Here is a 15,469-nt window from a genome sequence, read left to right on the forward strand (position 1 = left end):
GAGTTTCCAGACAGACCCTAATAATTAAGAAGAAAAGGCGAGAATCTAAATTAAAGATTCTCGCCTTTTGCATATATTTAAATTTGATTTTAACTTGGCAGAAGCAGCTAATGCTAATTTTTACCAGCCAATCTTACCAGCATCCTTAGGGATTTCAACCTCACCATTCTCAACGGCCGTAAAAGCATCGTCGAGGACTTGAAGAGCTTTGTCTAATTGCTCTCTTGGAATGACCAGAGGCGGCTGGAAACGCAGAATATTGCCTGCCAGGGTGATAATAACCACTCCGTGAGCAAACGCATAGTAGATAACCTTGGTTGCGGCATCGCTGTCCGGTTCCTTTGTCTTCGGATCCTTGACCAATTCGATTCCGCCATTGAGGCCCCACATGCGGACATCACCGATCATTGGGTGACGTTTTTGCATATCTAAGAATCGTTTCTTGGCATAGGCGCCATCAGTAGCTGATTTTTCAACCAACTTTTCATCTTTAATGACGTCCAATGTTGCCAAGGAAGCTGCAGAACAAACCGGGTTTCCGGCAGTTGTAAATAAGTGGGCAGGAGCATCAAGACTCTGCATGACTTCCTTCTTACCTACGACGGCACTAAGAGGCATGCCGGATGCCAACGATTTACCAACTGACATTAAATCGGGTTCAATATCCTTATACTGTTGAATTGACCATAATTTTCCAGTTCGACCCAGGCCTTGATTGACTTCATCGGTTGCAAACAAGATGCCGTTGTCGTGACAGAACTTATAAACCAGCTGCATGTATTCTTCCGGTGCCTTGATGATTCCGCCATCACCTTGGATTGGTTCAATCAGAACACAGGCCGTTTCATCAGCGGGTAAAAATGATTCAAATGGTTTCTTGAATTCATTAAAGTAACGTAACGAAATATCATGTTCGGTTTCTCCTGGATAAGTGCGATATGAATCAGGATATGGAACATGCACAACGCTGGGAAGCATTGGACCAATCTTTCTGGTCATGTTAAGACTACTTCCCGATAAGGTTTGCGAACCATACGTTGAACCGTGATAAGATCCCATGTAAGAGACAATGTACTGACGGCCGGTGTACGCTCTCGCAAACTTGATGATTGCATCGTTTGCGTCTGAACCGGAGTTACCGAAACTGACCATTTTAGGAGAGTTTCCAGGGGCAATCTTTGCCAGCTTCTCGGAGAGTTCCATTCCGGGTACATGGTGGAAATATGCTGGTGTGTAATGAATTAATTTTTGTGCCTGATCAGTGATGGCTTTAACAACTTTTTCATGGGTGTGACCAACATTAATGGCGGATGCACTTGCCAGCAAATCAATATATTTGTTACCGTCGACGTCCACTAATGTTGCCCCATGAGCGTGATCGATTACTAAATTATAATAGTTGATTCGCGCAGAACGAGCATAGTACTTGTTTTCTTCACCAATTAATTTAGAAGCTTTGTCCAAGTTACCCATGAAATCACCAACCTTTGTTATTCTTTTTCGTGTTCGGTTTTCTTATCAATTGTTGCTGTTGAATGACTCATTCCATATGCGAAGTAAATGACCATTCCCAAAACGAACCAAACGAGGGCGTATGTTTTTGCCTGAATATCAAGTCCCCAGAAGATTCCGAGGGCACCCAAGAAGCCAAGTGCCGGTAATACAGGGTAAAGTGGCATCTTGAAACTTGGCATTGGGATATCTTTACCTTCACGTGGACGCAATGAGTAAATTCCAAGAGATACAAACATGAATGCGATTAATGTACCGGCGGAAATCAATTGTGCCAAGAAAGTGAATGGGAAGAATGCCCCAAGTGCAATGGCAATAATTGTCAAAACAACTAATGCCCGGTTAGGCAGGTTGTTGTCCAACTTGCCAAGCCATTTAGGAAGCAAACCGTCACGTCCAAATGAGTAAATCAAACGTGATCCGGCAAGCATCATACCAATTAAAGCAGTAAACATACCGACAACCGCAATTGCTTGAACAACTGTGGCAACGACTGCGTGGCCACTTTGACGAAGTGCCCAGCCAACAGGTTCGGCGTTATTTGCATAATCTGAATATTTGAACATTCCAACTAATACCAAAGCCACTGAAATGAAAAGGATAACGGCAATCACCAATGAGCCAAGAATTCCTCGAGGCATGGTCTTTTGTGGGTTCTTTGCTTCAGCAGAGTTGGCAGCGATTGAATCAAAACCAATGTATGCCAGGAAGATTTCAGAAACCCCGGCATAGATTCCCTGCCAACCACCAAATGCCGATCCATCAGGATTAACATGGTACTTTGGAATAAATGGTGTGTAGTTACTTGATTTAAGTGCAGTTGCACCAACAAAAATAAAAATAAGAATGGCAATAACTTTAAGGACAACCAGGGTGTTTTCAACACGGGCCGTTTGCGATGCACCACGTGAAAGCAAAGTGGTTACCAGAATAATGACGATAATTGCAACCAGATCCATCAACCCGCCATTATCACCGGTAGAGGCAGTGGATAATGCTTTGGGTAAGTTAAATCCAACCGGTGAAATTAACCCTTGGAAGTTGGCGGAAAGCCCGGAAGCCACGAACGCCACGGCAATGAAGTACTCAGCCAATAAAGCCCAGCCGGCAATCCAGCCCCAGAATTCACCAAAGACAACGTTGATCCATGAATAAGCCGAACCGGCAAACGGCATTGCTGCAGCCATTTCAGCATATGCGAAGGCAACAATCCCGGCAACAATCGCTGCTGCCAAGAACGAAAGGGCAACGGCAGGACCGGCATGTTGGGCGGCAACAACACCAGGTAAGGTAAAGATTGAAGTTGAAACAATGGTTCCAACACCCAGTGCAAGAAAATCTTTTGTGGTTAGGCTTCGGATCAAATGAGAATCCTTATCTTGATACACAAGCGGATCTTCTTTTCGAAACATTTTATCTGTCAAACTACTCATATAATCACTCCTAATCTCATTTTGAAATTTAATAGCCAAACGAAAACTTTCGAAAATGACAAACAACGTATTGCGGAAACCATACTTTGTAAATACGAAAACGATCGCGGTTTTCTTCCTCGACCAATAATTATGTAAATAATCATTACAAATACACAAATTTTCTGTTAATTTTGATTCAGCATGCGAGTAGTTTACCTCATTTTTTATTAGATTGTCAACACAAAATCTAATTAAACTCTCATTTTAATGGAAACTTTGTTATAATTATTTATTAGGAAACTTCAGAATTTATTTGCCGAACGGTGTGTTAATCACTATAATAGTCTTGTGCGACTGCCAACAGCCTGTTGGCAAACTAAATTACTCATGTTGGGGGCGACATTATGGAACTGACTATCAAAGAGTTGGCGGACGAATTATCGGTATCGAAAACTGCAATTAGAAAACATATGGACGATAAGTTCAGAGATACATATACGATAAAAAAGGGAAACAAGATTCTGATCAAAGATGAGGGTGTTGAAGTTCTCAAAGGCCAATTCAAGAACCAGGAATCACACGTTTCAAAGGACGAACCAAAGCAAACCGCTAACCAGTTAGCAATTAAGAGTAGCGATAAGCAAACGGCGTTATTAGCTGAACAGCTTGAAGATCAACGTAAGCAGATTGATGCAAAGGACAAACAAATCGCAGAACTACATCAACTTCTTGATCAATCACAACGTCTTCAGTTGGATGTCCAAAATAAGCTCAAGCAGTTGGAAAGCAAAGGTACTTCTTCAATCAAGCAAACCATTCCAGAATCCGTTGATGAAGAAGAACAGTCGGAGGACAAAATTCCTGACAGCTACCAGCCGAGCAATGCGCGATTTCAAGACTCAGGAAAGAAAAAGCACTGGTGGCAGTTTGGCAGATAAGATATTCAATTCATTTTTCGATTAAGATTCAACATTCACGGATACATCGGCGCCGGCCGAAATCAGTAGCTATTATTTAAACAGCTCATTCTTTTGTATAAAAAAGGAAGCAGGAACGAATCCTGCTTCCTTTTTCTATTATTGAATTATTCTTTGTTGTAATGATATTCAAACCACAAGCGTTCTTCATATGGTTTGAGTTCCTTTTCCAATTGTGAACGGAGAAGGTTAACCCGAAGATCAGCAGCGAGAATCAATGCACAAATGGCGAGAATAGAAAGCTCCACGGCAATGAGGCCCCAATTTTGTTTGGCGTTCATGACAAGAACTTCTTCCAGGACCAACAGGCAGACCATGGACTTGGTCTTGCTTGCCAACCAATACCAGTTATTAATGGCCCTTAATTTCTTCGTTACAAAGGCCAACTTTTCTCCTTCCAGCTTATTCGGTTGTTTAATAGCAACCTGTAAGGGAGAAGCATCGCGAGAAACAAGCTTTGACACGTAAGATGACGATTTTCCAAGGGAATTCTTTGATAAGAAGTCGCCGATCCAAAGGGAAATCAGAAGATAAAGCATTAGACAATCAGTTATATCCAAAAATACTTTCATGATAGTGCCTCCTTGAACATATGTAATTGGATTCGTTGTGAAAGAAAACCGTGTGCTTTCATAAACGTCGTTCTTTGTATGAATCTCTATTTGAAGCGAGTATACAACGATTCAAGGCTAATTTCTATCAATTTTTGAGTCTAATTTTAGAATGCCTTTTCATGAAAACGAAGCCAATTGTTCAACGATAATTACTTCAGCAGTTTATTACAAATTGATGAGGACGGCTTTTTTGCCAGTGCTAATCAATGTATTTATACTTGCTGATTAGTTAAAATGAACGTGAATAACGTTTTATAAATGGATTTATCCGTAATGATGAAAAGAGGGAGCATAATGGCATCTATTCAATCTATTTTGCATGATCGATATCAATCAATTTTGGTTGAAAATATCAGGTACCTTAACAACCCCTATGATCCGGATCGCACACATGATTTGCGGGTCACAATCCGAACTCTTCGGGGTTTGGTTAAGTTTCTTAAACGGCGGATTGATCCGGCAGTCTATGAAAGTATTGATTCTAATTTAAGCCGGGCGGCAACTTTATTTAACACATTGCGGGAACTCGACGTGTTAATCGAACAAGCAGGTGAATACGCCTATCATCACCCGGAAGAAGGCCGTGGATATCGACATTTATTCACGGTACTGCGGGATAGTCGCCAGCAGGAAATGGAACGGACTTTGAGTGATCAGGAACATCATGCGTTTGAAAATGAACTCACTGAGGTTCATAAACAGATTTTCGATTTGAAGTTTAACCAGACAAGCAACTGGCACCAGTACATTTCAAAGGAATTGAACCGCAGAAATCATAAATTGATTAAAATGTATGACAAGCTTGATTTTAAAAACTATCCAGAAGTTCACCACGTAAGAAAGCGTTCGAAGACACTTCGATATGCATCGGTTAATTTTGCGGAATTTGCTGCCAATAAGGCTGAAAAGAGTGCCAAGTTGGCCAAGAGTATTCAAGACGATACCGGCACAATCACCGATGCCCATGTGAACTATATGCGTCTTCGTCAACTTGCCAACGCCGTTACCAAAGATGCCGATAAGCAGCTGTTGCTGAAAATTGCTGACGAGCAGCTCAAGAAGTTTAAATGATTTTAAGGGAGAACAATCATGGCGATTCTGAAATTGACACGTGCATGGCGCGCGTTGGAAGAACAGACAACAATTTATGTGATTCTCCCAAATGAGATCCAGCGAGACAAAAAACTACAAGTTCTGTGGTTACTCCATGGCTTGGGTGACGACGGCAGTGGATGGATTCGAAAAACAAATCTGGAAGTGTTGACGAAACACACCAATCTGGTTGTTATTACTCCGGAAATGAACCGAAGCTTCTATATGAATATGAAAGATGGCTTGCCATACTGGGATTATTTGGTTGATGAAGTAATTCCTGAGATGAGAAACTTACTGCCGCTATCTACCGATCCAAAAGATAACTTTGTCGGCGGGGTCTCGATGGGAGGCTTTGGTGCATTTAAATTGGCTTTCACGCATCCGGAATGGTTTAGTGCCATAGTTCCAATGTCTTCGGTAATTGATTTGACGGAACTTCCCAAGATAATGCCGGATTATCGAAACATTTTTGGTGGCCCGGGACCAGCGGGATACCTGGAAAAAATGGCTGCCAACGCTTCGCTTTCGAAGCTCAAACAACTGCGATTCTATGATTGTGTTGGTGACCAAGACGATTTCAAACCATCTAACGAGCAGTTTGCTGCTTATTTGAAAAATGATTTAGGCTTGAACGTTGGTTTCCACACGAGTCGAGGTGGGCACGATTGGCTTTATTGGCAAAGAATATTGCCTGACGTATTGAATTGGCTGATTGGTGTTTAGCTGCCTGATAGTAAATCTAAATCAAAAACCAGCTGCCAATAAAAATTGGTAACTGGTTTTTGATTAACGGGCCATGAAGCCGAAGTAGATAATCACGATGATACTTAAAACAATTCGGTACCAGCCAAATACTTTAAAGTTGTTGTGCTGGATGTAATTCAGTAAGAATCGAATAGCGAAGTAGGCAACGACAAACGACACAAACATTCCGGTAAGAAGAATTGCGGTTTGCAAGCCGGTAAACGCACCACCATTGCTGAAGTACTTATATACCTTTAATAGAGAAGCACCAAACATTGTTGGGATGGCTAAGAAAAACGAGAACTCAGTAGCAACGTAGCGTGATGTACCAATCAAGATTCCACCAAGAATGGTTGCCCCTGATCTGGAAGTCCCTGGAACAAGTGATAATAGCTGGAACATTCCAATAATAAATGCTGTTCTGTATGAGAGGCGTCCCAAATCCGTGAACCTTGGTTGCCGGTTTGCGTTTCGGTTCTCGATTACGATGAATAAGATACCATATAAAAGCAGCATTGCGGCGACAACCGCCCAGTTCATTAAGTGGGCATCCATCCAGTCATTGAACAGCAGTCCGATCACAACTGAAGGCAAGACAGCCACAATGACTTTGAACCATAAGATCCAAGTGTCATGCTGCTCGACATGGGTTTTGCTTGGTGACAGAGGATTCAGTTTGTGGAAGTACAACACAACAACCGCCATGATGGCACCCAGTTGAATAACAACGTTGAACATATCTGTGAACTGGGTACTTTGACTCATTTTGATAAATTCGTTAACCAGAATTAAATGTCCGGTTGAACTAATTGGTAGGAATTCAGTAATTCCTTCAACAATTCCAAGAATAATAGCTTTGATAATATCTAACATACGTGCCAACTTCCAATCCATTTAGTTTTATAAAGTAAGCATGCCATAAAATTGCCAATTAAGGAATTGTTTTTCGTAATATTTACAAGACTGATACTAAATCTTTAAATTATTTAACGATTCCAATTACTTGCTCCTACCCATGATTGCGCTTACAATTGCGCTAGTTGAAGAAATGAGGAGGAACAGATTATGAAAGCATTTGGATATGAGAAGCATGGGGCTCCAGAAGTCTTCCAAGAATATGATGTTCCAGAACCAACAATATCAGCAGACCAGGTTTTGATTCAAACGATTGCGGTTGGATTGAACAACCGTGAACGGGCTGAATGGGAAAATGGCCGCAGTACCACGTCACCGTATATTCCAGGTCGTGATGTTGTCGGGGAGATCGTTAAAGTTGGCGATCAAGTTTCCGATTTAAGTGTTGGCCAAACGGTCATGACACACACTGAACATGGTTATGCGGAATATGTGGTTGGTGATTTGGACGCCACGGTTGTTGTTTCCGATGGATTGACACCTACCCGGGCTGTCGGACTCATTACTCCTGGGTTGACCGCCTATAAAGCCGTGAAATACTTTGCGGATGTTAAGCCCGGGCAAACGGTTATTGTCAAAGGCGCTTCTGGTGGTGTCGGTTCCTTATCGGTGCAAATTGCCACCGACCTTGGCGCTCAAGTGATCGGCATTGCTTCCAGTCACAACGAAGCCTATGTCAAATCAATCGGTGCCGTTAAATTTGTTGCCTATGATCAAACTGATCCGGCAGAGGAGTTGGCTGATACCGGCGATGTAGTTTTAAATATGGCAATGAACGGAGCCGGAACCGATGACGACATTAAGATGGTAAAACCCAATGGGGTGATTGCCAGCGTTGCTCATCAGGCGCCAACAACGGATAAAGCATTGAAATTCGTTCACATTTTTCCAACCAACGCGATGACCGACCGCGAAGCGATGCAGGCGGTGATCGATCTTATGCGGGATGGAAAATTAGATATTAAAATTGGCTACACACTGCCATTTACTCGAGCAGGGTTTGTCAAAGGCCACCAGCTGCTTGAAGAAAAGCATGATGGTCGGGTCGTAATCATTAAATAGTTTTGACCAGATTAAAAGCCGGTCTCCCAAACGGAGGCCGACTTTTTGTTTGATTTTATATTGTTGTCGTTTGTACTAATCGAAGTGGCGCCATTCACGATCCATTAATGCTCTGGCCACAAACAAGCCCATTGGCAGGAAGATGATAATCAGAGCCGCCTTTGTCAGCCATAATGCACCAACGCTGATTTGGTTGATTCCGATATTATAGACTGCCCGGTAGATGTACAGCCCGGGGACCATGATGACGATTGATGGAACAGTCAGTGAAATTCGTGGATATCCATTGTAACGGTTAACAAGAGATGCGATCAACCCAGCGACCAACGCAGCAATGAACGCTGCGGCTGCAGGTGGAACGGTTGTCAGGTCAACCATTTCAAGTCTTAAGGTGTTGGCAACCGCACCGATCAAGCCGGCCGTCATTGCCATTTTTTGAGAACTGTTAAACATAATTGAGAATCCGTAGACCCCGCAAAAACTTGCCGGAATTCTCAGCAGCATTAAGGCAATTGGTGATAAGCCCAGCGGCAGGAAATTCTCAGGTCTGAAGTCAAACAGCAGGGCAACCAGCCACCCGACTAATGCCGCAACTGCGGTAATCATAATCGCATACGCCAGTCGTTCAAGCCCAGATCTCATATCCAATTTGGAAATGTCCAAGAAACTGGTGATAAATGGGAATCCTGGGATCACGAACAGCATTGCTCCAATATACCCAGCTTCATGTTGTGCCAGCACTTGGAAATTGGCTTCAAAAATTTTAAAGGAAAACATATAGGCAAGACAGGCAATGGCCACCGCAATGGCAATACTTGCGATTGTGGTAAGGTGCTGCTTTCCCATTGATCCCCGGAAAAACTGGCCGATTCCAGCGCCAATAAAGGAACAGATCATTTCTGGAATTCCACCTCCCAGCAAAAAAATAAATCCGCTGCAGGCTAATGCAGCTGCGAACCCAGAAATGACTGGATTGTACTGAACGGGGCGCTTTTCAATCTCGCTAATTCTTGTGTGGATTTGTTTGACGGTTGCCATCCCAAAATCGCGCTCAAAGTACTTCACGAAGTGTTCCAATGAATTCAACTTATCAGTGTTTACACCGGTATTTGGCAGTGCCAGTACCTGTGAATAACTGTGGTCATTAATGAAACAGGTGAACTGTAGAGAACTGAGGCCGATGTCCGCTGAACAGGTAAGCCCCAAAACTCTGGCGACGGTGTTCATGGCATCACGAACCCGCCAGGCTCCGGTTCCACATGAAAGCATGACAATTCCGACCCGGCCAACGATTGAAGCCCGTTCCCTCAAGCCGGCTTCTTTAGCAGGGACAGATTCATCCAACGTGAATGACTTCCAGGGAATCGTCATATGATGATTCTGCGATAGATGGAATTTTTTTGGTACATTTGGTTGCTGGCTGTTTGCCATGATTTCCTCCAGAATACTTTTAAATCGGTAAATGCATACAATTATGTATTATATGCGGACAGTCAAACAATTTTCAAGTTGGTAAAGGCTTACAGTTGAAAGTTTAAGGAATCCGGGACAAAAAATCCTTGATAATGATTATCAAGGATCAAAATTGGTGTTTATTTGGCATGTTATTGAGCCGATTCGGTTATTCAATTGACACCAGCTGGACATTACTTGCGCCCTCGACTTGGCGGATCTTTTCCAGGAGACTGTCAATCGTCCCTGAAAAGTTGCTTAAGTCCAGTGAGATCACGATACTGGCAATGTTATGAATCGGGATGTTTTGGTTGATCGTTAATACGCTGGCATTCGTTTCTGAAATTGTCGTCAAAACCTTCGACAAGATGCCGCGCTGGTTTTCAAGCATAAGGGAAATGACGGCTTTTCTGTCCATCACGCCCTCTTCGGGTAAGAAGACCAGATCTTTATATTTATAGAAGGTTCCCCGGCTGATGCCGACGACCTTTACAGCTTCACTGACCTGCTTAACTTTACCGCTCTCCAACAGCTGACGGGCTTGAATCACCTTATCAAAAGATTCTGGGAGAATCGAGCTATCAACGATGTAATACTTTTCCACGTTCGCTTACCTCACTCACGACGCCTGTTGAATCGACAGCCATCTTGCGCACAATCCATTTTGGAAATGCGGCTTGGGCATTGTTAACGATTCGATCGGCGTCCTTTTCGTCTGCAGTGATTGCCATCATAGTGGAACCACTGCCGCTAATGTACATTGTTCCGCCAAATTGTTCAGAAATGTTTTTTGCCTGACTGTAATCCGGAATCAATTCAGCTCGATAGGGTTCATGCATCCGGTCATCGCAAGCCTCATGAATCATGTCGCTGTTACCGATTTCCAAAGCTTTGGTCATCGCAGCACAGTGGCTGACTTGATGAATGGCATCCGCATAACTCAATGTTTTCGGCAATACTTTGCGAGCTTTATGGGTGCTGACTTCATAGTCCGGAATCATGGCAACAAAGTGCAGCTTGTCGCTCACCCCATATTGGATTACTTGGGGTTGGTTTTGGTCGTCAAGAAACGATACGCATAAACCACCGAGGATGGCTGGGGTGACATTGTCGGGATGACCTTCCATTTGAGTTGCCAATACCAACAGCTGGTCGGTTGAAATGGCATCGTCGAACCAAACACTGGCGGCTTTGAGCCCGGCAACAACACAGACTGATGAACTGCCAAGTCCGCGGGCAACCGGTACGTCGCCTTCGATGTCGATTTTGACATTTGGTACCGGCTTGTCCAAGAAGTTGCAGCCTTTGACAAAGGCTTTGTAGACTAAGTTGTCTTCATTTTGAAATTCTTTGGGGGATCCGGTGATGATGAGATGTTCGGCACTTTCGTCAAATGTAATGGTGGAATAATACGACACCGCCAAGCCAAGACAGTCAAAGCCGACGCCGACGTTTGCGCTAGTTGCTGGAACTTTGATCTTTATCATAGAATACCTCCTCAACTTTTTGCTTCACGTAATCAGTCATTTGATCTTTTTGAATCACACTTTCGTGACGGACTGGCAGGTCCCAAACTTTTTGCAGATTATCCGGGATTGGTGCGTGAGTCGCTTCATGTAAGTCCTTCATTACCTTTTGAACGTCATCGGATGTTTCGGGCAGCACCGCGTTGGCCACCGCATTTACAAATTTGTATGGGCTGGCGGTACTCAGCAGAATCATTGGGGTATCGGGATCGATCTTTTGGTAGTCACGCATGACTTTATAGCCCGCGGCGGTGTGAGGATCCATCAGGTAGCCGTTTTTTTCGTAAACTTCTGCGATTGAACTTTCAATATCTTCATCGGTACTGTAACCGCAATAAAAGTCTTCTTGAATATTGGCGAGGACCTCTTTTGAAACCTCATACTTGCCGCTGTCTTCCAAATCGTCCATTAATTGTTTGACGTATTCGGTATTTTCACCACTCTTATAGTAGAGAAGCCGTTCAAAGTTACTGGAAATTTGGATGTCCATACTTGGGGCGACCGTCTGGAAGAATGGCCGGTTGCGGTCGTACACGCCGTGGTTGAAAAAATTGGCGAGGACGTTGTTCTCATTACATGCCACAACGAACTTGTTAACCGGCAGGCCAAGCATCTTGGCGTAATAGCCGGCGAGTACATCACCGAAGTTTCCGGTTGGAACGGTAAAGTTGACCTTGTCGCCAACTTTGATTGATCCGTCGTTGACCAATTGTTTATAGGAATCAAAGTAATAAACAACTTGAGGGATGAGTCGGCCAATGTTGATTGAGTTGGCACTGGATAGGCTGACCTCGTCACCGAGGGATTCTTTCAGCGCTTCATTATTGAAAATCCGTTTAACATTGGTTTGAGCATCGTCGAAGTTCCCTTCAATCGCGGCAACCTTGGTGTTGTTCCCGCCAGTCGTGATCATCTGGAGCTTCTGAACTTTGCTGACACCGCCATCGGGATAGAAAACGATGATTCCCATATTGGCGAGGTCCTTAAAGCCTTCCAGGGCAGCCTTACCAGTGTCGCCACTGGTAGCCGTTAAGATCATTACCTTATTATTGTCGGTTAACACATGCTTCATTAATTGAGGAAGCAATTGAAGGCCGACATCCTTAAATGCACTGGTAGGGCCATGGAATAATTCCAAAACGTGGAAGTTGTCAACGTTCACTACCGGGGTGATCTTTGACGTATCAAAGCTTGATTTGTACGCGGTGTTAATACTCTCATCAATTTCGTCGGCGGAAAAGTCTGGCAGTAAAACCGTGAGGACTGCTCGGGCGATGTCTTGATAATTTAATTTAATTAATTTTTCGAAGTTTACTTGGAGCTTTTCCAAGTCGGGATAAACGAAGAGACCCTTGTCATCAGCGAAGCCCTTCTTGATAGCCTGCTTAGCTGAGATTTGTACTGAACTGTTTCTCGTGCTCGTATAATATTTATTCATCAACTTTACTCCTTGCATTTCTATGATTTATATGATAATCTGTTTTCATGTTAAATACAAGTGTTTATTATTTGTGAACACAATAAATTTGGAGGTTGAAGCTGTGAATATTGCAATATTAGGATTTGGGACAGTTGGTACAGGCGTTTACAAAATTATACAAAATGCAAAACGTCAGGCTCAAAACCTCCATGTAAAGCACATCTTAATTAGAAAAAATAAAAAACCGGATTTACCGGAAATGACCGACTCAATTGATGAAATTTTAAATGACGATGATGTTGACGTTGTGGTAGAAGTCATTGGCGGGATTGAACCGGCCCATCAATACATAGTTGATGCATTGAAGCATAAGAAGCATGTGATTACCGCTAATAAGGCAGTGATTGCCCAGTATATGGATGAATTTACCAGGGTTGCTGCCGAAAACGACGCCAAGTTCTATTTTGAATCAAGTGTCGGTGGTGGGATTCCTTGGATTCAAGGATTGGAACGGGCATTGCGGGTTGATGATGTCAACAAGATTCAAGGGATTTTCAATGGAACCAGCAATTTCATCCTTGATCAGATGCACCGCACCGGGAAGCCTTTCAATGAAGTTTTGATGGAAGCTCAACAATTAGGATATGCGGAAGCTGATCCAAGTGCCGATATTGATGGCCTCGATGTTGCCAACAAATTATGTATCAGCGTCGACATTGCCTATGACTTGTTCATCAAGCCAACCGCCGACCTGCCGATCTTTGGAATTCGAAATATTACTGAAGACGATATGACCCATTTCGACAAGCTGGGGATGACCATTAAGTTGATGGGTAAAAGTCATCAGCGGGGTAATGAATTTGACTACATGGTTGAACCCACCCTGTACTATGGGGACACGTTGGAAGCCCACACCCGTGACAACTACAACTTGATTTCACTGATTGGTGAAACCATTGGAACCTTGAAGTTCATGGGTCAGGGAGCCGGTCAATTACCAACTGCCAACGCTGTGATTCAAGATATTTTGGATATTTACCAGGGGAAGGAGCATTTGAAGCGAACCTTTAAAAGCAGCTTCAAATATCAGCCCGATTTGACCAAGAACGACTATATTGTCAGATCAGAGATTGACTGTTCACCACTATTCAAGGGGTTTGAATCAGAACTCCGCGGTGATTATCTTCTCATCCACGATATTCCCGTTGGCCAGATGCACCAATTGATGAAGAAAGTATTAAAACGCGATGAATCAGCATTCATGGCAAGTTTACCAACTAAGGAAGGAGGAGCAGAATAATGATAGTAGCAAAATTCGGTGGAAGTTCAGTTGCAGACGCAGGACAATTTAAGAAAGTCCGCGCCATCGTTGAAGCAAACGCAGATCGCAAAATGATTGTGGTGAGCGCTGCGGGTAAAAGTGATCGTGAGGCTGTTAAAGTCACCGACCTGTTGATTCAAGTTGAAAAGCTCAGAGACGCAGGTGAAGATTACATGCCGGTGTTCAATCATATTCAGAGCCGATTTGTTGGAATCAGGGATGCACTTGGTTTGAAGGTGGGCATTGAAACCGACCTCAAGAAGATCAGTAAGGAAATTCCTACATGCAGTCATGATTATCTCGTATCTCGAGGTGAATTTTTGACCGCCAAGTTAATGGCTGACTTTTTAGGCTACCAATTTATTGACGCTGCCCGCTTCCTAGTGTTTGACCAGAAAGGGGTTAATTATGGTCAGTCAATTAACCGGCTTCGTGACTTTATCAGTTATGATGACCATATTGTGGTTCCCGGATTCTATGGTGTTGACGAACATGGGATGACTCACTTGATGCCTCGTGGTGGAAGTGATATTTCCGGTGCTTTACTGGCCAACTTCGTGGATGCTGATTTGTACGAGAACTGGACTGACGTGTCCGGTATCAAGATGGCCGACCCACGGATCATCAACAATTCCCGCAAGATCAACGAACTTACTTATGAAGAGCTTCAAGAATTGTCATACATGGGCATTAGCGTTTTCCAAGAAGAAGCCATTCAACCTGCTAAAGAAAAGCAGATTCCAATTGCAATTTTAAACACCAATCACCCCGAAGAAGACGGAACACTGGTTGTCGATTCTGCTGATAAAACAGCCCCTTCTTTGGTAACTGGAATTGCCGGCAAGAAGGACTACATTGTCATTTCAATTAAGAAGTATCAGTTAAACAAACGTTTGGATGTGATGGCTAAAGTATTCTCAGTCATCCAAAAGTTCGGCGTAAAATTTGACTATGTACCAGCTGGAACGGATTCTGTTCAATTCTTAGCGAAACGAGCAGACGTTGACGGTAAGCTGATGGCAATCGTCAGTTCGTTGAAGTCGGAATGTTCTTTGGACGATGTAAAATTAGAAAAGAATATCGCCATGGTGGCGGCCGTTTCTTCCCAATTTGGTAAACGACCAGCGATTGCCGGTAAGATATTAGACTTGTTGGACAACAGCCAGATTAAGATTCATCTGGTTGTTCAGGAAGGTAGCGACATCAAAGTTGTCTTCGGAGTTGCCAACAGCGACTATGAAAAGACGATTGAAAAGATTTATCGAAGTACTGCTGTAAGTGCGACCAGACTTAAGATGGTCATCTAATATATAAACGTTGAGAAGGTAGAATTTTCTACCTTCTTTTTTTATTGCTTGAGTACAAAATAATAATAAAAAGTGTACCAAATAAATAAATATGTACCTAAAAGTATTT

General features: G+C 43.2%; 14 protein-coding genes. 6 read left to right on the forward strand and 8 right to left on the reverse strand.

Annotated features, from left to right (window positions below; genetic code table 11):
* Nucleotides 1–120: 120 nt before the first annotated feature.
* Complete coding sequence (locus tag LKE01_RS05100; protein WP_056981067.1) at nt 121–1,473, reverse strand: aspartate aminotransferase family protein; 1,353 nt, start codon at nt 1,471–1,473, stop codon at nt 121–123.
* Nucleotides 1,474–1,490: 17 nt separating this feature from the next.
* On the reverse strand, nt 1,491–2,945 hold the full coding sequence (locus LKE01_RS05105) for an APC family permease (protein ID WP_056981065.1): 1,455 nt from the start codon (nt 2,943–2,945) through the stop codon (nt 1,491–1,493).
* 386 nt (nt 2,946–3,331) lie between these two features.
* Between LKE01_RS05105 and LKE01_RS05110 the strand changes: the two genes are divergently transcribed.
* Nucleotides 3,332–3,865, forward strand: coding sequence for an HTH domain-containing protein (locus LKE01_RS05110; RefSeq protein ID WP_054769092.1), 534 nt, complete (start codon nt 3,332–3,334; stop codon nt 3,863–3,865).
* A 146-nt stretch (nt 3,866–4,011) separates the two neighbouring features.
* On the opposite strand, the gene LKE01_RS05115 is transcribed toward LKE01_RS05110, so the two are convergent.
* Complete coding sequence (locus LKE01_RS05115) at nt 4,012–4,476, reverse strand: hypothetical protein (RefSeq protein WP_056981063.1); 465 nt, start codon at nt 4,474–4,476, stop codon at nt 4,012–4,014.
* A gap of 336 nt (nt 4,477–4,812) precedes the next feature.
* Here LKE01_RS05115 and LKE01_RS05120 point away from each other — a divergent pair, with 336 nt between their 5' ends.
* Nucleotides 4,813–5,589 carry a CHAD domain-containing protein gene (locus LKE01_RS05120; RefSeq protein ID WP_054769091.1) on the forward strand — a complete coding sequence of 259 codons (777 nt, stop codon included), beginning with the start codon at nt 4,813–4,815 and terminating at the stop codon, nt 5,587–5,589.
* Nucleotides 5,590–5,607: 18 nt separating this feature from the next.
* Nucleotides 5,608–6,336 carry an alpha/beta hydrolase gene (locus tag LKE01_RS05125; RefSeq protein ID WP_056981061.1) on the forward strand — a complete coding sequence of 243 codons (729 nt, stop codon included), beginning with the start codon at nt 5,608–5,610 and terminating at the stop codon, nt 6,334–6,336.
* 63 nt (nt 6,337–6,399) lie between these two features.
* Here the strand turns inward: LKE01_RS05125 and LKE01_RS05130 are convergent, their stop codons facing one another.
* On the reverse strand, nt 6,400–7,230 hold the full coding sequence (locus LKE01_RS05130) for an undecaprenyl-diphosphate phosphatase (RefSeq protein ID WP_056981059.1): 831 nt from the start codon (nt 7,228–7,230) through the stop codon (nt 6,400–6,402).
* A 192-nt stretch (nt 7,231–7,422) separates the two neighbouring features.
* Here LKE01_RS05130 and LKE01_RS05135 point away from each other — a divergent pair, with 192 nt between their 5' ends.
* Entirely contained in the window at nt 7,423–8,334 is a 912-nt protein-coding gene (locus LKE01_RS05135) for an NADP-dependent oxidoreductase (protein WP_054769090.1), read from the forward strand.
* 75 nt (nt 8,335–8,409) lie between these two features.
* Here LKE01_RS05135 and LKE01_RS05140 read toward each other — a convergent pair whose 3' ends face one another.
* The 4 genes from LKE01_RS05140 to thrC form a co-directional block, all read right to left on the reverse strand.
* Nucleotides 8,410–9,765 carry a threonine/serine exporter family protein gene (locus LKE01_RS05140; RefSeq protein ID WP_056981056.1) on the reverse strand — a complete coding sequence of 452 codons (1,356 nt, stop codon included), beginning with the start codon at nt 9,763–9,765 and terminating at the stop codon, nt 8,410–8,412.
* Between the two features lie 190 nt (nt 9,766–9,955).
* A complete protein-coding gene (locus LKE01_RS05145; RefSeq protein ID WP_054769089.1) occupies nt 9,956–10,390 on the reverse strand; it encodes an ACT domain-containing protein in 435 nt (144 codons plus the stop codon).
* Nucleotides 10,368–11,273 (reverse strand): homoserine kinase, encoded by a 906-nt coding sequence (thrB, locus tag LKE01_RS05150; protein ID WP_056981054.1) that lies wholly within the window; start codon nt 11,271–11,273, stop codon nt 10,368–10,370. Before thrB ends, LKE01_RS05145 begins: the two co-directional genes overlap by 23 nt.
* Nucleotides 11,245–12,750: a threonine synthase gene (thrC, locus tag LKE01_RS05155; protein WP_056981052.1), complete on the reverse strand. Its 1,506-nt coding sequence runs from the start codon at nt 12,748–12,750 to the stop codon at nt 11,245–11,247. The genes thrB and thrC overlap by 29 nt, the downstream gene beginning before the upstream one ends.
* Before the next feature lie 103 nt (nt 12,751–12,853).
* Here thrC and LKE01_RS05160 point away from each other — a divergent pair, with 103 nt between their 5' ends.
* Entirely contained in the window at nt 12,854–14,032 is a 1,179-nt protein-coding gene (locus tag LKE01_RS05160) for a homoserine dehydrogenase (protein ID WP_056981049.1), read from the forward strand.
* The gene (locus LKE01_RS05165; RefSeq protein ID WP_054769088.1) at nt 14,032–15,360 is read left to right on the forward strand and encodes an aspartate kinase; all 1,329 of its coding nucleotides are present in this window, start codon (nt 14,032–14,034) and stop codon (nt 15,358–15,360) included. Before LKE01_RS05160 ends, LKE01_RS05165 begins: the two co-directional genes overlap by 1 nt.
* Nucleotides 15,361–15,469 lie beyond the last annotated feature (109 nt).

The organism is Lentilactobacillus kefiri (genome assembly GCF_007989105.1).
Classification (GTDB): Bacteria; Bacillota; Bacilli; order Lactobacillales; family Lactobacillaceae; genus Lentilactobacillus; species Lentilactobacillus kefiri.